We start from the raw sequence: 23,184 nt of genomic DNA, 5'->3' as shown, positions 1-23,184 counted from the left end.
GGAAGGCCTGGTCCGCGGACGGTGCCATGACTGCTCCTTGCTGCTTTCCGAAAGTGAGTGCCGGGGCCGCCCCTGCGCGGCCCCGACAGCCAGGAGGAGTCGGCGGGCGCCCGCCAGATACATCCGAGGCCAGCGGATTCGCAGAGAAATATGTGGCGAACGGGTATCTGGGGAGGTTCCCCAAACTCCTTTCGTGGTGACCGGCCAATCCCTACGCTGAACTGACGGCACCAGCCGCCGCGAGTCAGCAGCAGAGCTCACGGAAGGCACAGATGAACCACGACGAGCGCCCCGATCGGGCCATGCGACGCATCCCCACGACCGTCATCCCGGGCACGGCCGTACGCCGCCTGGGTGTCCGGTTCCTCGACCCGACCACGTCGCTGCGGACCAAGGGAGTCGCTCCGCACCCCACGGCATACGTCGGGGACGTGCTCCTCGTCAGCGGTCTCGAGGGTTCGGCCTTCGACGCGCGTTACGACGTGCTCGCCGAGGTGGCCAAGGAGGCCGGGTATGCCGTGGAGCCGGTTCCCGGCGACTCCCTCCTGGGCTTCGCCCGGCAGAACGACCTCGTCGAGCAGCTCAATGCGGTGGGGTACACCGCCGTCCAGCTCGTCGGCACGCAGCGCAACACACCGCCGGCGGACGCCTGGGAGATCCTCCAGTCTGTCCGGACCCGGGGTGCCCGTGGGGTCGGGCTCGCCCACGTCATGACTGCCGCCGGTTGGGGCGACGGCATCGGCTGGGGTGACGGGATCGGTTGGGGCGATGGCATCGGCTGGGGTGACGGGATCGGTTGGGGCGATGGCATCGGCTGGGGTGACGGCATCGGACGAGGGTCCGGGGGCCGCATGCCGGTCGTGTGGTCGGCACCGGTGCCCACGCCCTCGACCAAGGACGGCCCGGTCGTCGCCGTCCTCGACACCGGCCTCGGCAAGCACCCGTGGTTCGACTCGGGCGTCGAGCGCCACCCCGACGGGTCCGCCGGGTCGCTCGGCGTGACCTTCCCGAACGGGTACGACCCCGAGGACCACGGCGTGACGATGGACCCGGTCAACGGGCACCTCGACCGCCTCGCGGGTCACGGGACGTTCATCGCCGGCGTCATCCGCCAGCACTGCCCGGACGCGCGCATCCTGTCGGTTCCGGTCATGTGGGGCGACGGGGTCGCCGACGAGGACGACGTGGTCCGGGCCCTCACCGGGCTCTACCTGCGCCAGCTCCTCGCCGTGCGAGACGGCGACACCGAGCGGGCCCTGCACGTCGTCACGCTGTCCCTCGGCTACCGGCACGAGACCCCGGGAGCGTTCGACGACGAGGAGGCCCTCTTCAGGGTGCTGCGTGGTCTGGCGTCCCTCGGCGTGACGGTCGTCGCGGCGGCCGGCAACAACGCGAGCGACCTCGAGTTCTTCCCGGCGGCCTATGCCTCCCACGTCACCGAGGGTGCGCCGATGGTGAGCGTCGGCGCCCTCAACCCCGACCGCCGGACGGTCTCGGTCTACTCGAACACCGGCCCCTGGGTGCGGACCTACTTCGCCGCGACGTCGGTCGTGAGCACGATGCCGACCGGCTTCAACGCCTCCCGCCGAGGGGAGATGCTCCAGCAGGCCAACCCCGGCGCCCTCCCGGCCGTGCCCACGCGGGGGGCCGTCGACACCGACGACTACAGCGGCGGCTTCGGCCTGTGGAGCGGGACGTCCTTCGCGGCCCCCGCCCTCGCCGGTGACATCGCGCAGGGCCTCGCGGGCCGCGGGGTCACGGGGGTCGAGGAGCGGAGCGAGCAGGCCAAGACGGTCGTCGACACGGTGCTCGAGTCGACGGCGAAGGCGCTCGAGGAGACGCCGTGAGAACCGGGCCCACCGAGCGCACCGGGCCGTCGGGGCAGACCGCTCCCGGCCTCGCGGCCGCGGCGGCACGCGCCTTCACGCTGCACCGCGACGGCGACTCCAGCGCCATGGACACCCTCGTCGACGACGTGACGCCACTCCTCTGGCACACCGCGAGGTCCCAGGGGGCGGACCGGGCCATGGCCGAGGACGTCGTCCAGACGACCTGGCTCAAGCTCGTCGAGCACACCCACGACATCACCGACCCCCAGGCCGTCCTGCAGTGGCTGCTCATGACGACGAAGCGCGAGGCCTGGACCGCCGTGCGCCGCGGACGGCGCACCGTGCCGCGCGAGCCGTGGGAGGAGCCGACCCCGGGGGACCCCACCGCACCCGTCGCCGGCCCCGACCCGGCGGTCGCCTCCGAGGAGTCCGAGCTCGCCTCGGCCATCTGGCGGCACATCGAGCTGCTGCCGGCTCGCTGCCAGCAGCTGCTCCGCCTCGTCGCCTTCGTCGACCGGCCCGACTACTCCGCCGTGAGCGCTGCCCTCGGGATGCCGGTCGGCAGCATCGGACCCACCCGGGGCCGCTGCCTGGCCAAGCTCCGGCTGGCCCTGACCGCCGACCCGGCCTGGGAGGTGACGGCATGAACGCACCCCACCCCGACGAGGACGTGCTCGCCGGTCAGCCGATGGACGCCGACGACGAGCGAGCCCTCGCGCTCCTCCGTCGCCACCTCACGCTCGTCGACCCCGTGCCCGGTGACCTCGCCGAACGCGTCAAGTTCGCGATGACGGTGGCGAGCCTCGAGGCCGAGGTCGCCCACCTCATGAGCGAGGGGTCGATGGCCGCGACCGTGCGCAAGACCGAGTACGACCGGGCGACGACCGTGACCTTCGAGAGCGAGGGGCTGAGCATCATGGTGACCCTCGAGGAGGTGGACCGCGGCAGCACCACCGTCCGCGGCTGGGTGACCTCTCCGGGCGCCGAGGTCGAGCTGCGCGAGCGCTCCCGTTCGGCGACGACCACCGCCGACGACGAGGGACGCTTCGTCTTCGAGGGCGTCGAGCGCGGCACCGTCCACCTCGTCATCCGCCATGCCGACGAACCCGGCGCACGCCCGGTGATCACTCCCGGGATCGAGATCTGAGAGGCGGCCGACGACCACGCTCGACAGCATCCGCAGCCTTCACCAGAAGGGCCAGGCCGAGAACTCGGCGGGACACTACCGACGTGCCGACGCCGCGCTGTCGCGCGCCCTCCGGGCGCTGGACCGGATCGGGTCGGCGGCCGGCCCGGCATACGCGAACGACGAGACGCGTGCGCCGGACGCTCCGGGCACGCACGACCCCACCGGCCTGAGCCGCGACCTCGAACGGATGCGCGCCCGCATCCTCATCACGCGGGCGGTCTCGCGCCTCGGCATCGAGGGTCCGGAGGCCGCCCTGGCGCTGCTGGCAGGGGTGCGGGAGATCGCCCGGAGGAACGAGGCGCCCATCCTCGAGGTGCAGGCGCACCTCCAGGCCGGCGCCATCCACGTCATGTGCTCGAACTGGATCGAGTCCCTCGACGAGCTGAGCCACGTGGAGGCGCACCTCGATGAGCTCGTGCCCCGCGAGCGCTGCTCCGCGCTGCTCAACCGCGGGTTGGCCTCGGTCTCGCTCGGGGACCTCGACCGCGGTCGGGCCGACCTCGACCGGGCCCTCGACCTCGCCGTGACGCACGGCTTCGCCGCGCAGGAGTACAAGGCCCGCCACAACCTCGGCTGCGTCGCCTACCTCGCCGGTGACATCCCCGGCGCCCTCACGCTCATGCGCGAGGCGTCGGAGATGCCGGTCGACATCACGACGGCCCGTGGGCTGCTCGACCTCGGCAAGGTCCTCCTCGACGCCGGGCTCATCGACGAGGCCGAGACCGTGCTCGAGCGCGGGCTCGAGGCCGCGCGCCGCGACCGACAGCCGCTCGAGCGTGGAGACGTCCAGCTCGACCTCGCCCGGTCGGCCCTGCTGCGCGGGGACGTCGCCCTGGCCCGGGTCCGGGCCGGCCACGCCGTGCGCACCTTCCGCTCGCTCCATGCCGACCGCCGCACCGAGGAGGTGGAGCTCTTCGGTGCGGCGGTCGACCTCGGCGTCGGGCGCCATCTCACCCGAGCCGCAAAGGTTGCGGCGAAGTGGGCCACCCCCACGCCCGTCACCCCGCCCGAACGCCTCGCGACGAGGATCCGGGCCGAGGTCGCCCTCGCGCGCCACGACCACGAGACGGCCCGCACCCACCTCGACCAGCTCGGCACCGACCAGCACCAGTCCCTCGGCGCCCGGCTCCACGAGCACCTCCTCGCCTCCCGGGTCGCGGCCGCGGACGGCGACCCGGCCCGCGCGACCGCGATGCTCGAGGACGCGGCCGAAGAGCTGGCCCTCGAGCAGGGAGGGGTGCACAGCATGGAGATCCGGGCCGGGCTCGCCTTCCACGCCGCCCGCATCCGTGATGCCGACGTCGCGGTGGCGACCGACTCGGGCTCGCTGCCGCAGCTCTTCGAGAGCGTCGAGCGCTGGCGGGCCGCATCGCACCGCGCCCCGCCGCTCCGGCCACCCGACGACGAGCGGACCGCCGCGCTGGTCGGCCAGCTGCGGCGGCTGCGCCAACGCGACGACGACAGCCCGCTGTCGAGCACCCAGCGCGAGGTGGTCGTCCTCCAGGGCGAGATCACCGATCGGCTGCGCGCCGCCCAGGGCTCCCGCGCCGAGGCCGACGTGCGCGCCGTGGGTTTCGAGCAGACGGTGCAAGCCGCGACCGCGCGGGACGCGACCGTGGTGACCTTCCACGAGGTCCGCGGGACCCTCGTGCGCCTCGTGGTCGGCGGCGGCGCGACCAGCCAGAGCGTGCTCGGACCGGTGCGCGAGATCGCCGCCGTCACGTCACGCCTGACGTCCGACGTGCGAGCGGCAGCCGTCGCCCGGCCCTCGATGGCGGCGTTCCTCGCCCGCGCCCGCGAGTCGTCGCTGCGCGAGGTGGACGCCCTGCTCCTGCAGGGAGTCCAGCTCACCGGCACCGTGGTGGTCGTCCCTACCGTGGCGCTGACCGCTCTCCCGTGGCGGGCTCTCCCGTCCCTGCGCGAGCACCCGGTGGTCGCCGCCCCGTCGGCCACCGCGTGGGTCCGTCGACCCGTGCGCGCCGGCCGCGAACCGGTCGTCGCCAGCCTGTCGGGTCCCGGTCTCCCCCGCGGGCGCGAGGAGGTGCGAGCGGTCGCGGAGGCGTGGGGACGGCATACCGAGGCCTTCTCGGGGACCACGACGAACGGGTATGCCGTGAGCGCGGACGTGCGCTCCGCCCTCGCGTCGGCGAGCGTCGTCCACCTCGCCGCGCACGGCCACCACGTCGACCAGAGCCCGCTCTTCTCGTCGCTCGACATGGCCGACGGGCCGGTGTTCGCCCACGAGCTGAGGGCGCCGCTGGCGGCCGAGCTCGTCGTGCTGTCGGCGTGCGACGTCGGCCGCAGCCGGGGCCGGACCGGGGACGAGCCGCTCGGCCTGGCGGCGGCGCTGCTCGGCCTCGGCGTGCAGTGCGTCGTCGCCGCCACCAACCCGGTGCACGACGACGTCGCGGCGGCGGCCATGGTCGACCTGCACGCCCGCTTGGTGGCCGGCACGGATGTCGCGGCAGCCCTGCAGCAGACGGCCGTTGCGGTGCCGGGAGCCGAGGCGTTCTGCGCCTACGGCAGCACCTGGTCCCGCGCCACAATCGACCAATAGGTCACGTTCTGCACGCGCAGGATGTGACCTCTTGGTCGATTGTTGTGGCGGACGGGTCAGATGAAGAGGGCCGGTTCGCGGAAGAGGGCCTCGTAGGGGTCCTCGCCCACGTGGTCGGGGAAGCGCACCCGGGCCGGGATACCCGTCGCGATCGCCCCCGCCGGGATGTCCTTGACGACCACCGAGTTCGCGCCGATCTGAACGTCGTCTCCGACCTCGACCGGCCCCAGGATGCGGGCGCCGGCACCGATCGTGACCCGGCTGCCGACGGTCGGGTGGCGCTTGACCTTCGCCAGCGAGCGACCACCGAGCGTGACCCCGTGGTAGAGCATGACGTCGTCACCGACCTCGGCGGTCTCGCCGATGACGACTCCCATCCCGTGGTCGATGAAGAAGCGCCGGCCGATCGTGGCGCCGGGGTGGATCTCGACGCCGGTCACCGCCCGAGTGGCCGTGGACAACACGCGCGCCGCAGGCTTGAGGTGCTCGCGCGACCACAGCTTGTGGGCGAGCCGGTAGGACCAGATCGCGTGCAGGCCGGGCGAGTTCAGCACGAGGTCGGTGCGTGACGCGGCCGCCGGGTCCCGGGCCACGGCGGCGTCGACGTCCTCGCGCACGCTCGCCGCGGCCCGCGCGAGGCGGGACCGCAGGCGAGCGAACGGGATACCGGGAGGTGGGGAGGTGAGCACGGCGTCAGTCGACGAGACCCTCGAAGAGCACGGTGGACAGGTAGCGCTCACCGAAGCTCGGGATGATGACGACGATCGTCTTGCCCGCGTTCTCGGGACGGGTGGCGACCTGGTTGGCGGCGGCGAGGGCGGCACCCGACGAGATGCCGACGAGCAGGCCCTCCTGGGTCGCTGCCTTGCGCGCCCACTCGACGGCCGTGCCCGCGTTGACGTCGATGACCTCGTCGTAGACGTCGGTGTCGAGGATCTCGGGGACGAAGTTGGCGCCGATGCCCTGGATCTTGTGCGGGCCGGGCTGTCCGCCGTTGAGGATCGCGGACTCCTCGGGCTCGACGGCGATGATCTTGACGTCGGGGTTGCGCTCCTTGAGGACCTGCCCGACGCCGGTGATGGTGCCGCCGGTGCCGATGCCGGCGACGACGATGTCGACCTTGCCGTCGGTGTCGCGCCAGATCTCCTCGGCGGTGGTCTTGCGGTGGATCTCGGGGTTTGCCTCGTTGGCGAACTGGCGGGCGAGGACGGCGCCCTCGCGCTCGGCGACGATCTCCTCGGCCTTGGCGACGGCGCCCTTCATGCCCGTGGCCGGGTCGGTGAGGACGAGCTCGGCGCCGTAGGCACGCAGCAGCGCGCGGCGCTCCTTCGACATCGACTCCGGCATCGCGAGGACGACCTTGTAGCCGCGGGCCGCGCCGACCATCGCGAGCGCGATGCCGGTGTTGCCCGACGTCGCCTCGACGATCGTGCCGCCGGCGGGAAGCTCACCCGAGGCCTCCGCGGCGTCGACGATGGCGACACCGATGCGGTCCTTGACCGAGCTGGCCGGGCTGTAGAACTCGAGCTTCGCGGCGACCGTCGTGCCCTCCGGGGCCTCGATGATGCGGTTGATCCGCACGAGCGGGGTGTTGCCGACGGCCTGGGTGACGTCCTCGAGGATGGGCATGGGGTCTCCGTTGCTTCGTGTCGCCCGGCGCGGTGGCCGGTGGGTGGGTCGGTGGGTCGTGGTGCCAGTGTCTCAGAAACGTCGGCACTGCTTATGTGCATTCCAACACCACGTTATCTCTCGCGTGTTCGGGCCGACAGACGAGTCCGTATGCCGTCCCCAACCGTGGCGTCCGTGGCTCGCGCCGCTGACCTCGGGAGCATCCGAGCCGGCGTCCGGCCCGGCCCGGACCGGACCGGCCCCAGAGCTGCAGGGCCACGGCATACATCGGGTTCTCGTGAGTCCGGACACAACGCGTGCGAGGGCGGTCACTGAGCGGTATGCGAGCGCTTAGCCGTCGTTAGACTCGCCGGCATGTCCGCGCTCCAGATCGTCGCCTCCGCCATCTGCTTCCCGCTGATGCTCGTCGGGTGGGCCCTGCTCTTCCGGCAGATCGGGCGCTTCGTGGCGCTCTACCGCGTGGGACAGGCGGATCCGCGCCGCACGGACGCGCCGGTGTCGCGCACGTGGACGCTGACCAAGGAGTTCCTCGGGCACACCCGCATGGCACGACTGCCGGTCGTCGCGGTCGCGCACTGGTTCACGGCACTGTCGTTCCTCCTGCTCTTCGGGACGCTCGTCAACGCGTTCGGGCAGCTCATCGACCCGATGTGGCGGCTGCCGATCGTCGGGCACTTCCCGCCGTTCGAGTGGATGACCGAGGTGTTCGCCTGGGGTGGCTTCATCGGCATCGTCGTGCTCATCGCGATCCGCCAGCGCCAGCACCCCCGCTCCGCGGCGGGTGAGCAGGGCCGCCGCTCGCGCTTCTTCGGTTCGACGTGGTGGCAGGCGTACTACGTCGAGGCCACGATCCTCGGCGTCACGCTCTGCATCCTCACGCTGCGCACGCTCGAGGCCGCCCTCGTCTCCGCGCGCCTGCCGGAGGAGAGCATCGGGCTGCACTTCCCGCTGACCGGCTGGATGTCGGGCCTCTGGTCCGGGATGTCGGCCGTCACGCTCGAGACCCTCGTCGTCATCGTCGCGGCGATCAAGATCATCATCTCGTTCGCCTGGATGATCACGGTCTCGCTCCAGCCGACGATGGGTGTCGCGTGGCACCGCTTCCTCGCCTTCCCCAACATCTGGTTCAAGCGTGAAGCCTCCGGGCGCACCGCTCTCGGCAACCTCAAGCCGATGACGATGGGCGACGGCAAGCCGTTCTCCATGGAGGCGATGGAGGAGCTGCACGAGCACGAGGACGCCGTGGAGCCGGTGCTCGGTGTCGGCAAGGTCGAGGACTTCACCTGGAAGGGCCTGCTCGACTTCTCCACCTGCACCGAGTGCGGTCGCTGCCAGTCGCAGTGCCCCGCGTGGAACACCGAGAAGCCGCTCTCGCCCAAGATGCTCATGATGACGCTGCGCGACCACGCCAACGCGAAGTCGCCGTGGCTCACCGCGTCCGAGGAGGCGCGCGCGTCCCTCCCCGCGGCCACGACGGCCCTCGCGGAGCTCCCCCTCATCGGGCAGACCGGCTACGACATCACCAACCCGCTCACGGCATACAACCCCCACGGCCCGGACGCCGTCATCGACGAGGACGTCCTGTGGTCGTGCACCACCTGTGGCGCGTGCGTCGAGCAGTGCCCGGTCGACATCGAGCACGTCGACCACATCGTCGACATGCGTCGCTACCAGACGCTCATCGAGTCGGCGTTCCCCTCCGAGCTCGGTGGCCTCTTCAAGAACCTCGAGTCCAAGGGCAACCCGTGGGGCATGGGTGCGCGCGCCCGCCTCGACTGGGCCAAGGACCTGCCGTTCGAGGTCAAGATCCTCGGCAAGGACGTCGAGAGCGCCTCGGAGGTCGACTGGCTGTTCTGGGTCGGCTGCGCCGGCGCCTACGAGGACCGCGCCAAGAAGACGACGCGCGCGGTCGCCGAGCTCCTCGACACCGCCGGGGTGTCCTTCGCGGTCCTCGGTGACGGCGAGACCTGCACCGGCGACTCGGCGCGACGGGCCGGCAACGAGATCCTCTTCTCGATGCTCGCCGAGCAGAACATCTCGACGCTCAACGAGTCGGGCGTCCAGAAGATCGTCGTCACCTGCGCCCACTGCTTCAACACGATCAAGAACGAGTACCCCGACCTCGGTGGGACGTTCGAGGTCGTGCACCACACGCAGCTGCTCAACCGGCTCGTGCGCGACAAGAAGCTCGTGCCGGTCGCGCGCCCGTCCGATGCTCCGGGCATGTCGTCGGCCAAGAACGCGGCCTCGACCGCGCCGTCCGTGACCTACCACGACCCCTGCTACCTCGGTCGCCACAACGGCGTCTATGCCCCGCCGCGCGAGCTCATCGGCGCTCTGCCCGGCGTCGAGCTGCGTGAGATGGAGCGCTCGAAGGAGAAGTCGTTCTGCTGCGGCGCCGGTGGTGCTCGCATGTGGATGGAGGAGAAGCTCGGCGGTCGGATCAACATGAACCGCACCGAGGAGGCTCTCGCCACCGGGGCCGAGCGGATCGCCATCGGCTGCCCGTTCTGCCGCGTCATGATCTCCGACGGGCTCACCGCCAAGCAGTCCGAGGGCGTCGGCGAGGACGTCGAGGTCGTCGACGTCGCGCAGATGCTGCTCGCGGCCGTGCGTCGTGGTGCTGAGGACAGTGCTGACGACGAGGCTGGCGTCGACGAGTCGGCTGCCGCTGCGGTCGCCTCCGAGTCCGAGTCGTATGCCGGTCAGTCCGGTTCCGCTGCTGCTGGCGGGGCCGCTGTGGCCGCGGGCGCTGCTGGTGCTGGTGCTGGTGCTGGTGCGGACTCTGCCGAGGGCGGGGACGAGGCTGAGACACCTGTTGGTTCGGGGAGTGCCATTGCTCCCGCTGGTGACGCAAAGGACGCGACGCCGCCCGACGCCGACCCATGGGACAGCCCTGCTGCCGCGCCGGCTGCCTCGACCCCCGCTGCCGAGACCACCGCCGACGCGGATGCAGACCCGTGGGACACCCCAGCGGCCAGCACACCAGCCGCATCGACCTCCGCTGCCGAGACCACCGCCGACGCGGATGCAGACCCGTGGGACACCCCAGCGGCCAGCACACCAGCCGCATCGACCTCCGCTGCCGAGACGGACACGGACCCTTGGGACACCCCCGCGGCCACCACCCCGGCCGCATCGACCCCTGCTGACACCACCGCCGACACGGACGCGGACCCCTGGGACACCCCCGCGGCCGCGGACGAGAAGGCCAGCGCGTCCGAGGGGGAGCCCACGCCCGAGAAGCTCGAGGAAGCAGCCGCCGCGTCCAGCGACGACGTCGATCCGTGGGACGAGCCCGCTGCACCCGCAGCGGCTGCTCCCACGTCCGTGAACAAGTCAGCCGAGCCCGAGGCCAAGACCGAAACACCCGCGGCCAAGACCGAGGCGCCCGCAGCACCCGCCGCCAGCGACGACGTCGACCCCTGGGACGAACCCGCCACCCCCGCGGCAGCACCCGCAGCCAAGGACACGGAACCCGAGCCCGAGGCCAACACCGAAACGCCCGCAGCGCCCGCGGCCAGCGACGACGTCGACCCCTGGGACGAGCCCGCCACCCCCGCGACCCCGGCCGCCGAGGGTGCCAACACCGAGGACGCCGCGGACACGGCACCCGAGCCCGAGGCCAAGACCGAGGCGCCCGCAGCACCCGCGGCCAGCGACGACGTCGACCCCTGGGACGAACCCGCCGCACCGGCAGCCGAGGACACGGCACCCGAGCCGGAGCCCGAGACCGACGAGCCGGCGGCGCCCCTCGCCGACACCACAGACTCCGACTCCTCCGAGCCGGCCCCCACGGCGAACACGGCCGCCGAGGTCGAGAACAGCGACGCGCTGCTGGCAGCCCCCGACCCGTGGGACGACGCCAGCTCCCTCTCGGAGCGCGCCACCGTGACCACCGAAGCCGCGACGCAGGCGGCTACCTCGGACGACACGGCACCCTCAACGGCTGACGACTCGGGCGCCTCGCCGGACACCGAGCCGAGCGCCACCGCCGACGACAACGCCCCAGCACCTGCCAAGGCGGACTCAGAACCGAGCTCCGACGTCGACGCCGAACCGGACGCGGAATCCGAGCCCGCGGCTGACAACGAGTCGACCGAGGAGGGGTCGCCCGAGGCCGAGTCCAAGGGCAGCAAGCCGGCGGCTCCCGTCGCCAACGCCGATGAGCTGTTGAACGCGCCCGACCCCTGGGACTGAGCGCACCTGCTCTTCGTCGAGCCCCGTCGACCTCGTGTCGGCGGGGCTCGATGTATGCCCATCCATTTTGAGTGGGAACGTTCCGGGGTGATGCGCAACCCCTGAGGTGGGTGTGACGGGTGCGACGTAACCCATTCAACGACGCGAATATGGTTGCAGGACAATGGAGTTCGGGAGGTGAGACTGTCAGTGCCGGCCCGTAGCGTGGGTGGCATGACAGAGGGGACAGCGGAGCAGCCGGGTCTGAGCTACGCCGAGTGTGTGGCTCGGATCGCGGCTGCGCACGAGGCCGCGGCCGCCCTGCCGTCGGTGCTGTGGCAGGCCAGTGGAGCCGACCTCGTCAACGGTCTGGAGGCTCTGGGTGAGCTGTCCGCGGTGTCCGAGGGAGCCGAGGTCGCGATCACGACGGAGGCCATCGAGCGCGGCGAGCCCGGGTGCGCCTCACCCCCACAGACGCCCCGCGAGTGGGTGGTCGCGCACCACCGCCGGTATGCCGTCGCCGGCGCCTCCCGCCTCGTCGACGTCGCCCAGGCCTGTCGCGACACCCGCCACCACATCCTGCGCGCGGCGGTGGTCAGCGGGCGGGTCAGCATCGGCACCGCACAGGTCGCGCTCAAGGAGATGCGACTGCTCAAGCCCCACCTGCACCCGGACGCGGTCGACACCGTCTGGGACGGGCTGATGACCCTGGGTGAGCGGCACGACGCCCGTACCGTCCGGCAGCTGCGCGAACGGCTCCTGGCCGCGTACGGCGCCGACGACGCGTTCGAGGACACCGAGGACAAGGCCCGCCAGGGCGCCGGCCTCACCGTGGGCAAGGAGATCGCGCCCGGCTTGTTCGAGTACCTCCTGCGGGTCACCCGCGAGGGCCGGGCCCTGCTCGAAGCCGCCATCGGGCCGCTGTCCGCGCCCACTCCCGGATCCGACGGCGAACGCGACGAACGCCCGCACGAGCAACGCCGCGCCGAAGCGCTGGTCGCCGTGATCGGGCGTGCGCTCAAGGCGGGAGACAGCGCCTGGTCCTCGACCAAGACGCAGGTCTTCGTCACCGTCGGCCTCGAGGATCTCCAACGTTCCGCCGGTGCAGGGTCGCTGCTCGGTGCCCTGACCACCGGCGACCTCGTCACCGCCGACACCGTCCGACGCTGGGCCTGCGACGCCACGGTCATTCCCGCCGTCCTGAACTCGTGTGGTGAGGTCGTCGACCTCGGTCGCGCCGAACGTCTCTTCACCCCTGCCCAGATCAAACGGCTGTGGCTGCGGGACCGGCACTGCACCTACCCCGGGTGCGACGCACCTGCGGCCTGGACCGACGCGCACCACCTCATTCACTGGGCCGACGACGGACCTTCCGACCTGTCCAACGCGGCCCTGCTGTGCCAGCGACATCACACGACCGTCCACTCGCGCCGCCTCCACGGCCACGTCACGATCGACGACGACGGGCGCCAGCGCGTCACGTGGGACCTCACCCGCGGCTCCTACGACACCGCCCTCACACACCCCGACCCAGGACTCGGCCGTGGCCCAGCTGCGGGACAGATCCGGCAGCCCCACCACGAACAACGCGTCTCCGGCGACGACACCACCTGGCATCGACCATGAGCCCGCCCCACACCCCGAAGCCACACAGGCGACGGGGCCACAGGCGCGTGTGGGGCTCGATCTCTCCCAGCACCCACGGTTGGCATCAGCACCAAGCGGTGTTCGCCAGCGCCAGAGGGGGCCATGAGCGCCGGAGAGGGGCATCAGCTCCGAGCCCGCGCCAACCCTCTCGATGTCGTCAGCGCCGAGCGAGCGCACCGATCCTCTCCACGTCGTGAGCACCTGCAAGATCCGGCAGCGCCAGGAACACCGTTCCGACGCCCGCCTCGAAGAGCCGGTCATGCCGCTCCCGGTGAGCAGCGACCTCAGCGGCGTGGTGTCTGGCGGCATAGGGGGCCGCTTGCGTACGGCCACGAAGTCGCTCGACCCGTGTCCAGGTGTCGTCCCGGTCGGAGCCGACGATGGCGACGTCCAGCACCGTCACCTCGACCTCGTGGTGGGGCCTGCCCACCTCGTCGCAGTGGCGACGAAGGATGCCGGTCTTGTGCGTGACGACGTCCAGGTCGCCCTGCACGTTGCAGGCGTCGCCCCATCTGGCTGCGATGCGCAAGGTGCGCTGCTCGCCGCCCCCACCGATGATGAGCGGCAACGTCCCCACTGGTCTGGGATAGCAGGTGGTCTCGGGCAGAGCCACGCGCGCGCCCTTGTACGCCTTGGTGCCAGGCGCCCACAGAGCACGCAGTGTCTCCGCGGCCACCTCGAGCCCGTCGAGACGGCCGGCAGTGTCGGGGAAGGGCACCCCGAACGCCGCGTGTTCCTGCTCCCACCAACCCGCGCCCAGACCGCAGAAGGCGCGCCCTCCGCTGAGGGCGTCCAGGGTCGCTGCCGACTTGGCGATGATGCCGGCGGGTCGGTAGGTGGCTGGCGTGCACAAGGTGCCCAGCCTGAGGTCAGTGGGGAGAGCCGCCAGCGCGCCCAACGTCACCCACGGCTCCGGAATCGGCTCCCACGCGCGCCCGACCTGCGGGATCTGGATCAGGTGGTCCATCAGCGCGATGCCCGCGAACCCGGCCTCGTCCGCGGCGAGCGCGATGCCACGCAGCCAGTCGAGAGGATCCTCGCCCCACGGGAAGCGTGAGACCTGGAGCATCACCCGTGGACCGTCGGTTCCCGGTGTCGCCACGGGCATTGCCCCGTATGCCGTCCCCGAGCGACCGCGACCGGCCGCGCCGCGATCGGCCGCGTTGCGACCGGCCCCGTCGCGACCGGCGCAGTCGGCGCGGCCGCCACAGACGTCTCGCTGTCGACGACGTGCACGTCCCAACCCTCGGCCTCGAGCTCGCGCTGGATGTCGCGCATGCGGTGCAGCTGTAAGCCGAGGACTGACGCAGGAACCGGACGGTCCCGCGCGGCGTTGCGGGCTCGGCACGTCGCAGCGGGGGTGTCGAACACGACTGCCACGACGGGGAGCCCCGCCTTGCGCGCCAGTGCCGCCCAGCCCGCACGCCGGTCGGCGTCCAGACCGAGGGTGTCGACGACCACGGTGAGCCCGCGTCGGCATCGTCCTGCCACGACCTGGTCGAGGATCTGGAAGGCCTCGTCCGAGGCGTCGAGATCAGCAGTCCCGCTCCCGACCGCGGCGCGCAGGGCGTCGGAGGACACGACCTCGGTGGGCCGGTAGTGCGCCGCCGCCCAGGTCGACTTCCCGGATCCGGCCGCGCCGACCAGGACAACCAGCGCAGGGTCGGGGATCTGCATGGTCGCAGTGTTGCACCCGGCAGGTTCGCCCGACCGGACTCGGGGACCCACGCTCGGCACGGCGAAGGGGCGCCAAGCGCGTCAGATCCGACGCCTTCGGCACCCCTTCCGCGGGTGACCCGCAGGTGAGCGCGGCGGCTCAGCCCAGGTTGTTCTCCTTGAGGAACTCGGCCGCCACGTCCTTGGCGTCCTTCTTGTCGGTGACCGTCTGCTTGAGCAGCCCGGAGATGACCTCGGTCGTGAGGACCTTCGACACCGCGTTGAGCGCCGGAGCGAGCTGCTCGGCCTGGTCCTTGGCCACGAGCGGCACGATGTTCTGGGATCCGAAGAGCTTGTCGGTGTCCTCGAGCGAGACGAAGCCGTTCTCGGCGATCGACGGGTCGGTGGTGAAGATGTTGGCCGCGTCGACCTGGCCGTTCTTGAGCGCCTGGACGAGTCCCTGGCCGGTGAGCTCACGGAACGACCCGAACGTCACGCCGTAGGTCTTGGTCAGACCCGGCACACCCTGCGGACGCGCCTTGAACTCCGGCGGGGCTCCGAGCGACATCTCGCCGGCCGAGGCCTTGAGGTCGGCGATCGTCTTGAGCTGCTTGGAGTCCGCGGTCTCCTTGGTGACGACGATCGAGTCGTTGTCCTCGGCCGCCGACTTCTCGAGCATCGCGAAGTCTGCGGGCAGGAGACCCTGCACCGTCGTGTAGACCTTCTCGGGGTCGGTCTCCTTGAAGTTCTTGTCGTAGAAGAAGCCGAGGGCGCCGGTGTACTCGGGGATGGCCTGGATCGAGCCGTCCTCGAGTGCCTTGAGGTAGATCTCGCGCGAGCCGATGCGCGGCTTGGTCGTGGCGTTGATGCCCTTCGCCTTGAGGGCGCCGGCGTAGATCTCGGCGAGCAGCTCGGACTCGGGAAAGTCGGCCGAACCGATGATGACGTCGCCGCCGCCGGCGGAGCCCGTGGCGGACGGCGAGTCGGACGCGAGCGGGTCGCTCCCGCCGCCGCAGGCCGACAGACCGAGGATCGCTGAGGTGGTGAGGGCAAGTACGGCGGTCATGCGCTTCATGGGGAATCCTTCGGTTGCGATCGATCTGAGATCAGAGCAGGTGACGAGCGGGCCTGGGGTGGAGCGCGCGACATCGCACGAGGGGCTCACGTCGCATCGGAGTCAACTCCACCATCGGCTCCGGACATTCCGGCTCGGGAAGACGAGTTCGCGAGCTCGGGGTTGCGGCGACCGCGACGCGCCCGCCCCGACCGTCCACCGGTGAGCCCGGGCGAGACGACGAGTCGCTGCACGATCGCCAGCACCCCGTCGACGACCAGGGCGAGAACCGAAACGACCAGCGCACCGCCCGCGGTGGAGACGTAGTCGCCCGTCTTGATCCCGTCGACGAGGTAGCGGCCGAGGCCGCCGAGACCGATGTATGCCGCGACCGTCGCCGTCGCGATGACCTGGAGGAACGCCGAGCGCAGGCCGGACAGGATGAGCGGCATGGCGTTGGGGATCTCGACCTGCAGCACGATCTCGCTGCCTCGCATCCCCATGCCGCGCGCAGCGTCACGGGTGGCGGGATCGACGGCCTCCACGCCGGCATACACGCCGGAGAGGATCGGCGGGATCACGAGGATGACGAGGACGACGACGCTCGGGATGAGGAACGCGAGGTCCGACTGGATCTTGGGTCCGAGCCACAGCGCCACGGCGAAGAGCAGGCCGAGCGTCGGCACTGCACGAAGTGAGTTCGCCAGCGACACAAGCCATTTCGCGCGCCCGGTGTGACCGACCCACAGCCCCAACGGCACGGCGATCACCGCCGCGATGCCGACGGCGAGCACGGAGTACCAGAGGTGCTGGAGGATCCGCGCTCCCAGACCGGTGTCGCCCGACCACGTCGCGGAGGAGGTCAGCCACTCGAGGATGCTCGCGATCACGACCGGCCTCCCTGCACGCGCAGCCACGGCGTGAGCAGCCGCTGGCCGAGCAGGATGACACCGTCGAACAGCAGCGCGAGGACGACGCACGCGACGATGCCGGCGACGATCTCGGCAGTGATGAAGCGGTCGTAGCCGTCGGTGAGCAGGTTGCCGAGCTGTGAGACGCCGATGAGGGACGCGACCGACACGATGCTGACGTTGCTCACCGCAGCGACGCGCAGCCCGGCGGCAATGACGGGCACCGCCAGGGGCAGCTCGACCCCGAAGAAGCGACGAAAACCCTTGTAGCCCATGGCGCGGGCCGCCTGCAGCACGTGGTCGGGCACCGAGCCCAGACCGTCGGCCACCGTCCGCACGAGCAGCGCCACCGTGTAGACCGTCATCGCGACGACGACGTTGACGCGGTCGAGCACGCGGGTGCCGAGGATGAGCGGCATGAGCACGAACAGCGCGAGGCTGGGGATCGTGTAGAGCAGCCCCGACGCCGAGATGAGCACCGGGTAGAGCCGGGACCACCGACGGGCCGCCCACCCCAGGGGCAGCGCGATGAGCAGCCCGAGGATCAACGGCAGCCCCGCGAGCCAGACGTGGCTGCGCGCCAGCGCGAAGATGTCGCCCCAGTGGTCGTTGACCCAGGTCACGGCGAGTCCCCGGCCCGGGCACCTGACCCAGCGCCGCCCTCGGGACGTGCCTGCGCGAACGCGTCCGCCTTGTCCTCCTTGGGCCGGTCCGTCTCCTCGATGAGCGAGAGCACCTCGTGCGCCCGAATGGTGCCGACGAGCTCGCCCTCGTCGTCGACGACGACCCCTCGTCGCGACGGCGACGACAGTGCGGCGTCGAGCGCCCCGCGCAACGACCCCGAGGCCCGCGCCACCGTCCCACCGCGGTGGAGGTGCTCCGTCCGCACCTCTCCACCAACGCGTTCGGGCTCGACCCAGCCCAGCGGCCGACGGGCCTCGTCGACCACGAGAACCCACTCCCCGCCCACGCCCGCGGTGGACTCGCCGAGCAGCAGGGTGCGCTCGGCGGCCAGTGGCAGCCGCGGGGCCGGCGTGAACTGCAGCGAGCGGTAGCCCCGGTCGCGTCCCACGAAGTCCGCGACGAAGTCGTCGACCGGGTGGGCCAGGAGGTATGCCGGGTCCGAGATCTGCGCGAGCCTGCCACCCACGCGGAGCACCGCGACCTGGTCACCGAGCTTGATCGCCTCGTCGATGTCGTGGGTGACGAAGACGATCGTCTTGCCGAGCTCGGACTGGAGGTCCAGGAAGACGTCCTGGAGCTGCTCGCGCACGACGGGGTCCACCGCGCTGAACGGCTCGTCCATGAGCATCACCGGTGGGTCGGCCGCGAGCGCCCGGGCGACGCCGACACGCTGCTGCTGGCCACCGGACAGCTGCGACGGGTAGCGGTCGGCCAGCTCGGGCGCCAGCCCCACCCGGTCGAGCAGGTCCCGCGAGCGCTCGAGCGTCTCCTTCTTGTCCCAGCCGAGGAGGCGCGGCACGGTGCCGACGTTGTCGAGGACGGTGCGGTGCGGGAAGAGCCCCGCGTGCTGGATGACGTAGCCGATGCCACGGCGGAGCTGCGCCTCGTTCATCCGGCCGGTGTCCTGGCCGTCGAGGGAGATGAGGCCGCTGGTCGGCTCGATCATCCGGTTGATCATGCGCAGCGACGTGGTCTTGCCACACCCGGACGGGCCGACGAGGACCGTGATCTTGCCGGTCGGTGCCGTGAGGGTCAGGTCGTCGACGGCGACCGTGCCGTCGGGGTACTTCTTCGTCACGCCGTCGAACCGGATCATGCCCTGCCCCTCGCCAAGCGGATGGTTCCCCCAAACTAACCGGCGCCCACGGCATACGCGCAGTTCAGGGGCCCGGGAATCGCCGGGGAGAAAACCCCCGGACTGCGACGCTGGATCGGCGGAAAGCCCGCAATCGCGCCTAGCATGACGCCGACCACCCACAACGACGAGGGACGAGGTGTGACGTGACGACGACGACCGGTGAACCGGTGCTCGCCGAGCACGACCCCGAGGAGCCGCCACCGCCGCAGACGACGAGCCCGGCGGGCAGGGAGGCGAAGCGGGAGCGCTGGGTCGCCCTCGGCTACCTCGTGCCGGCTCTCGTGATCTTCGGCCTCTTCATCTTCTGGCCCCTCGTGAAGTCGATCCTGCTCTCGGTGCAGGGCACCGACATCCTCGGCAACCCGAGCGGGTTCGTCGGGTTCGTCAACTACACGAGGCTGTTCAGCGACCCCGACTTCCTCCAGGTGCTGTGGGTGACGTTCGCGTTCACGATCCTCACCGTGATCCCGAGCATCGCCATCGCCCTCGTCATCGCGCTGCTCCTGCAGTCGCGCATCAAGGGAGTTCGGTTCTTCCGCACCGCCTTCGCGCTGCCCTTCGCCTTCTCGGTGGCGACGGCGTCGGTGATCTTCGGTGTGCTCTTCAACCCGGCCTCCGGTGTCCTCAACGGCATCCTCAACACCTTCGGCGTCGATAAGGTGCAGTGGCTGACCAACCCGGACCTCGCCCTGTGGTCGGTGTCCGGCGCGACGGTGTGGATGCAGATCGGCTACAACCTGCTCGTCCTCTCCGCCGGGCTCGGCGCCCTTCCCGAGGACGTCCTCGAGGCCGCGCGCCTCGACGGCGCCTCCGGGCTGCGGCTCCAGCGGTCCATCGTCCTGCCGCTGCTCACGCCACAGCTCTTCTTCCTCGTCGTCGTCGGCACGATCCACTCGCTGCAGAGCTTCGGGCAGATCAAGATCCTCACCGTCGGTGGGCCCGAGGACCGCACGACGACGCTCGTCTACTCGATCTACGAGCAGGCGTTCGCCAACAACAACAGCAACTACGGGTACGCCTCGGCCCAGGCGATGGTGCTGCTCATCATCGTCCTCGTCATCACGGCCCTGCAGTTCGGCGTCCTCGAGCGGAAGGTGTTCTACCGGTGACTGCGCAGACAGCCAGGCCCGTCGAGCCCACACCTGCACCGAAGGCGACAACGTCCCCCAGGCGCAGCTCCCGCAAGCCGTCCAACGTCGGCACCTACCTCATCCTCGGGGTGCTCTTCCTCATCGTGCTGTTCCCCGTCTACTACGGGCTCGTCGGCTCGTTCATGGGCGAGCGCGACACCAACAGCTTCCCGCCGGCGCTGTGGCCCAAGAACGGCCTGCACCCCGAGAACTACTCCAACGCGCTCGACATCATCCCGCTGGGCAACCAGTACCTCACCAGCGTCCTGCAGACCCTCGGGATCACGCTCGGCCAGATGGTCACCAGCGCCCTCGCGGCATACGCGTTCGTCTTCCTCAACCTGCGGTGGCGCGCGTTCTGGTTCGGGGTCTTCCTCTCGACGATGATGATCCCGTTCGAGTCGATCATCATCCCGAACTACCTGCTCATCTCGCAGTGGGGCCTCAAGGACACGATCGCCGGGCTCACGCTCCCGTTCCTCGCGACCGGCTTCGGGACGTTCCTGCTGCGGCAGTCGTTCCTGTCGTTCCCGATGGAGCTGCGCGACGCGGCGCGGGTCGACGGCGCCGGACACTTCCGGTTCCTCTTCTCGATCCTGTTGCCGCTCAGCCGTCCCAGCCTCGCGGCGCTCGGGATCTGGTCGGCGCTGTCGGCCTGGAACATGTACTTCTGGCCGCTGCTCGCCACAGAGGACCCCAAGCACCAGACGATCCAGATCGGCATCAGCCAGCTCCAGAGCTCGGACTCCGACTCCCCCGGCATGGTGCTCGCCGGCGTCATGCTCGCGCTTTTCCCCACCCTCCTGCTCGTGATCTTCGGGCAGCGCTTCATCGTCCGCGGCCTCACCGCGGGTGCCGTCAAGTAGTCCACGCAGTCCCAGCAGTGCCCCAGTGAAGTTGCGAACAAAGGAGTTCCACGTGATCACCACGAAACCAGGCGTCCCGACGAGGCGCAGACTTCGGTATGCCGTCCCGGCGGCTCTCGCGTCCGCGTCGCTGTTCCTCGCGGCCTGCGGCGGCGGCTCGGGCACGGACGACGGGAGCGACGGTGGCGACGGGGGCAGCGGAGGAGCTCCCGCAGCCGACGTCCTCGACAAGGCGAGCGGCGTGACGACGGTCGCGTTCTGGCATGCGATGGACGGCACCAACGCCGAGGCCCTGACCAAGCTCGTCGCCGACTTCAACTCGCAGAACTCCGGCAAGATCGAGGTCAAGGCGACCTACGCCGGCAAGTACGACGACGCGATCACCAAGTACAAGGCGGCGATCCAGAGCAAGTCGACGCCGGACGTCATCCAGATCTACGACATCGGCACCCGCTTCATGATCGACGCGAAGCAGACCATCCCGATGCAGTCCTTCATCGACCGCGACAAGCTCGACGTGAGCGACCTCCAGCCCAACATCACCGGCTACTACAGCATCGACGACAAGCTCAACTCGATGCCGTTCAACACCTCGATGCCGGTGCTCTACTACAACAAGAGCCTGTTCAAGAAGGCCGGTCTCGACCCCGAGAACCCGCCGCAGGACCTCGCCGCCATCCGCACCGCCGCCGAGAAGCTGTCCAAGAAGGGCGGCGGCCCGGCCGACTACGGCTTCGGCGCGGCCATCTACGGCTGGCTGCTCGAGCAGTTCATCGCCACCGACGGCAAGGAGTACTGCGACCAGGGCAACGGGCGCGACGGCAAGGCGACCAAGGTCCAGTTCGACGCGCCGGAGGCTGTCGAGGTCGTCAAGTGGTGGCAGACGATGGTCAAGGACGGCCTCGCCGCCAACACGGGCCGTGACACCAAGGCGGCCCAGGCGGCCTTCAAGTCCGGCCAGCTCGCCATCACGCTCGAGTCGACGGGCCAGCTCGGCGGCTTCAGCAAGGCGGCCAAGGAGGGCGGCTGGGAGCTCGGTGCGGCGAACTACCCGCACATCAAGGCCGGCACCGAGGGTGGCCCGATCATCGGTGGCGCCTCGCTGTGGATCAACGGCGAGAACCACGAGGACGCCAACAAGGAGGCCGCGTGGCGCTTCGTGAAGTTCCTCGCCGACCCCAAGAGCCAGGCGCAGTGGCACATCGGCACCGGCTACTTCCCGATCAGCAAGGGCGCCCTCAACGAGCCGTCCGACGTCGAGTACCGCAAGGCGAACCCGCTCTTCGACGTCGCCGTCAAGCAGCTCGAGAGCACCAAGCTGAGCAAGGCCACCCAGGGCTGCCTGCTCGGCGTCATGCCGCAGGCGCGCAAGGCGTCCGAGGACGGCCTCGAGGCCGCGCTCAACGGCACCGACCCGCAGGAGGCCATGACCAAGGCCGCCGAGTCGCTGTCGAGCCAGATCAGCCAGTACAACAGCTCGGTGGACTGACCCACTGACGCAGGCAGGACCGGACAGGCCCCCTCGAGATCGATCTCGAGGGGGCCTCTTCGCGCTCCACCCGTGCAGGCCCGTGGAGGCCTCGGCCTCAGACGGCCCGGCGCACCAGCGGGAGGCGGTTGAGAACCTCGCTCACGACGAACGACACGACGACGACCCCGGCGTTGAGCGCCAGCAGCATCCCGGGGCTGGTGGCGCCCTTCGGGAGGTCGAGGACGCGCAGCGCGACGTAGAGGACGAGCAGGTGGCAGGCGAAGACCCCCAGCGTGAGGTTGCCGAGGTGACGCACCTTCGAGGCGATGTCGGGGGCGGCCAGCCGCGAGCTCGGCGCTGCGATGCTGCGGCACGTCATGAACACGCCGATCGCCCCGAGACCGAGGAGCCAGCCCTGGTAGGACAGCGGCAGCAGCGTGTTGACGGCCTTGGGCCACGGGTCGGGCAGGTTCGGCAGGAGCGTCACCTGGAGCGTGAAGATCGCGCTCATCGCCAGGGTCGCGAGGGTCAGGGCGACGAGGCGGCCACCTCGGACGATGACGTCCTTGAGCGCGTACCCGAGGACGAAGAACCCGACGTAGGGCAGGAACTGGGTGACGAGCGTGGGTCCGTTGAGCACGCTGTTGGTCCCCTTGAGGACCGGGATCAGGCGTTGGAGGGTGAGGTCCAGGGCGGGCAGGGCGGTGAGACCGAGTCCCGTGACGACGAGGGCGCGACGGCTGAACGCCGCGACGACGGGCCAGATGAGCGGCGTGACGACGTAGAGACCGAGGATGAGCCAGAAGAAGTACATCGCCGTGTAGACCTCGCCCCGCAGCAGGCCTGCGGCGATCGAGCGCCACCTCACCGCACCCTCGGCCTGGTGCACGAGCACACCGATGTAGACCGCGTGCCACACCACGAGGGGGATCCCGATACGGGACAGCCGTCGGCGGTAGAAGGTCAGCGGCGACGCGTCGCGCGGCGGCTTGAGCAGCAGGGCGCCGCTCACCATGACGAACACGGGCACGGCCCACTTCGTGCTGAAGGTCAGGACGGCGGCGAGGTCCCAGGTGCCCGTGCCCTTGAGGGCGGGATTGGCGTACGTGTAGCCGGCGACGTGGATGAGGACGACGGCGACGATCGCGACGATGCGGGCGTAGCTGGTCCAGGCCAGGTCACGGACGCGGGCGTCGACGTCGGGGGCAGTGGCGGGGCTGGTCGTTGTCATGGCACCGACAAGC

18 protein-coding genes are annotated in these 23,184 nt (G+C 70.7%); 9 read left to right on the top strand and 9 right to left on the bottom strand.

What is annotated here, in order from left to right; translation table 11 throughout:
• Positions 1-302 precede the first annotated feature (302 nt).
• From LL946_RS09240 to LL946_RS09225, 4 genes are all read left to right on the top strand, one after another.
• On the top strand, positions 303-1,847 hold the full coding sequence (locus LL946_RS09240) for a S8/S53 family peptidase (RefSeq protein WP_404386738.1): 1,545 nt from the start codon (positions 303-305) through the stop codon (positions 1,845-1,847).
• Positions 1,844-2,476 (top strand): RNA polymerase sigma factor, encoded by a 633-nt coding sequence (locus LL946_RS09235; RefSeq protein ID WP_404386737.1) that lies wholly within the window; start codon positions 1,844-1,846, stop codon positions 2,474-2,476. Before LL946_RS09240 ends, LL946_RS09235 begins: the two co-directional genes overlap by 4 nt.
• Entirely contained in the window at positions 2,473-2,976 is a 504-nt protein-coding gene (locus LL946_RS09230; RefSeq protein ID WP_404386736.1) for a carboxypeptidase-like regulatory domain-containing protein, read from the top strand. Before LL946_RS09235 ends, LL946_RS09230 begins: the two co-directional genes overlap by 4 nt.
• A 229-nt stretch (positions 2,977-3,205) precedes the next feature.
• A complete protein-coding gene (locus LL946_RS09225; RefSeq protein ID WP_404386735.1) occupies positions 3,206-5,575 on the top strand; it encodes a CHAT domain-containing protein in 2,370 nt (789 codons plus the stop codon).
• A 56-nt stretch (positions 5,576-5,631) separates the two neighbouring features.
• Here the strand turns inward: LL946_RS09225 and epsC are convergent, their stop codons facing one another.
• Together epsC and cysK are read right to left on the bottom strand one after the other, a co-directional pair.
• The gene (gene epsC, locus LL946_RS09220) at positions 5,632-6,264 is read right to left on the bottom strand and encodes a serine O-acetyltransferase EpsC (RefSeq protein ID WP_404386734.1); all 633 of its coding nucleotides are present in this window, start codon (positions 6,262-6,264) and stop codon (positions 5,632-5,634) included.
• A 4-nt stretch (positions 6,265-6,268) separates the two neighbouring features.
• Positions 6,269-7,204: a cysteine synthase A gene (cysK, locus tag LL946_RS09215; RefSeq protein ID WP_404386733.1), complete on the bottom strand. Its 936-nt coding sequence runs from the start codon at positions 7,202-7,204 to the stop codon at positions 6,269-6,271.
• A gap of 354 nt (positions 7,205-7,558) precedes the next feature.
• Here cysK and LL946_RS09210 point away from each other — a divergent pair, with 354 nt between their 5' ends.
• Together LL946_RS09210 and LL946_RS09205 are read left to right on the top strand one after the other, a co-directional pair.
• Positions 7,559-11,404 carry a heterodisulfide reductase-related iron-sulfur binding cluster gene (locus LL946_RS09210; RefSeq protein ID WP_404386732.1) on the top strand — a complete coding sequence of 1,282 codons (3,846 nt, stop codon included), beginning with the start codon at positions 7,559-7,561 and terminating at the stop codon, positions 11,402-11,404.
• A 213-nt stretch (positions 11,405-11,617) separates the two neighbouring features.
• Positions 11,618-13,009 carry a DUF222 domain-containing protein gene (locus tag LL946_RS09205; protein ID WP_404386731.1) on the top strand — a complete coding sequence of 464 codons (1,392 nt, stop codon included), beginning with the start codon at positions 11,618-11,620 and terminating at the stop codon, positions 13,007-13,009.
• Between the two features lie 178 nt (positions 13,010-13,187).
• Here the strand turns inward: LL946_RS09205 and LL946_RS09200 are convergent, their stop codons facing one another.
• From LL946_RS09200 to LL946_RS09175, 6 genes are all read right to left on the bottom strand, one after another.
• Entirely contained in the window at positions 13,188-14,099 is a 912-nt protein-coding gene (locus LL946_RS09200; protein ID WP_404386847.1) for an LLM class flavin-dependent oxidoreductase, read from the bottom strand.
• Positions 14,099-14,707: an AAA family ATPase gene (locus LL946_RS09195; protein WP_404386730.1), complete on the bottom strand. Its 609-nt coding sequence runs from the start codon at positions 14,705-14,707 to the stop codon at positions 14,099-14,101. Before LL946_RS09195 ends, LL946_RS09200 begins: the two co-directional genes overlap by 1 nt.
• Positions 14,708-14,846: 139 nt before the next feature.
• The gene (locus LL946_RS09190; protein ID WP_404386729.1) at positions 14,847-15,761 is read right to left on the bottom strand and encodes an ABC transporter substrate-binding protein; all 915 of its coding nucleotides are present in this window, start codon (positions 15,759-15,761) and stop codon (positions 14,847-14,849) included.
• 86 nt (positions 15,762-15,847) lie between these two features.
• Positions 15,848-16,630, bottom strand: a complete 783-nt coding sequence (locus tag LL946_RS09185) for an ABC transporter permease (RefSeq protein WP_404386728.1) — start codon at positions 16,628-16,630, stop codon at positions 15,848-15,850.
• The gene (locus tag LL946_RS09180) at positions 16,627-17,274 is read right to left on the bottom strand and encodes an ABC transporter permease (RefSeq protein WP_404386727.1); all 648 of its coding nucleotides are present in this window, start codon (positions 17,272-17,274) and stop codon (positions 16,627-16,629) included. The genes LL946_RS09185 and LL946_RS09180 overlap by 4 nt, the downstream gene beginning before the upstream one ends.
• Positions 17,271-18,431 carry an ABC transporter ATP-binding protein gene (locus LL946_RS09175; protein WP_404386726.1) on the bottom strand — a complete coding sequence of 387 codons (1,161 nt, stop codon included), beginning with the start codon at positions 18,429-18,431 and terminating at the stop codon, positions 17,271-17,273. Before LL946_RS09175 ends, LL946_RS09180 begins: the two co-directional genes overlap by 4 nt.
• 185 nt (positions 18,432-18,616) lie before the next feature.
• On the opposite strand from LL946_RS09175, the gene LL946_RS09170 reads away from it, so the two are divergent.
• The 3 genes from LL946_RS09170 to LL946_RS09160 are packed head-to-tail and all read left to right on the top strand — an operon-like array spanning position 18,617 to position 21,958.
• A complete protein-coding gene (locus LL946_RS09170) occupies positions 18,617-19,582 on the top strand; it encodes a carbohydrate ABC transporter permease (protein WP_404386725.1) in 966 nt (321 codons plus the stop codon).
• Positions 19,579-20,469 (top strand): carbohydrate ABC transporter permease, encoded by an 891-nt coding sequence (locus tag LL946_RS09165; RefSeq protein ID WP_404386724.1) that lies wholly within the window; start codon positions 19,579-19,581, stop codon positions 20,467-20,469. Before LL946_RS09170 ends, LL946_RS09165 begins: the two co-directional genes overlap by 4 nt.
• Positions 20,470-20,521: 52 nt before the next feature.
• Positions 20,522-21,958, top strand: coding sequence for an ABC transporter substrate-binding protein (locus tag LL946_RS09160; protein ID WP_404386723.1), 1,437 nt, complete (start codon positions 20,522-20,524; stop codon positions 21,956-21,958).
• Positions 21,959-22,055: 97 nt separating this feature from the next.
• On the opposite strand, the gene LL946_RS09155 is transcribed toward LL946_RS09160, so the two are convergent.
• Positions 22,056-23,171: an acyltransferase gene (locus LL946_RS09155; protein ID WP_404386722.1), complete on the bottom strand. Its 1,116-nt coding sequence runs from the start codon at positions 23,169-23,171 to the stop codon at positions 22,056-22,058.
• Positions 23,172-23,184: the final 13 nt, after the last annotated feature.

Origin of the sequence: Knoellia locipacati, from assembly GCF_044791685.1 — a bacterium.
Classification (GTDB): Bacteria; Actinomycetota; Actinomycetes; order Actinomycetales; family Dermatophilaceae; genus Knoellia; species Knoellia locipacati_A.
The sequence above is the reverse complement of the archived record's forward strand: the minus strand, read 5'-3'. Positions and strand labels throughout refer to the sequence as shown.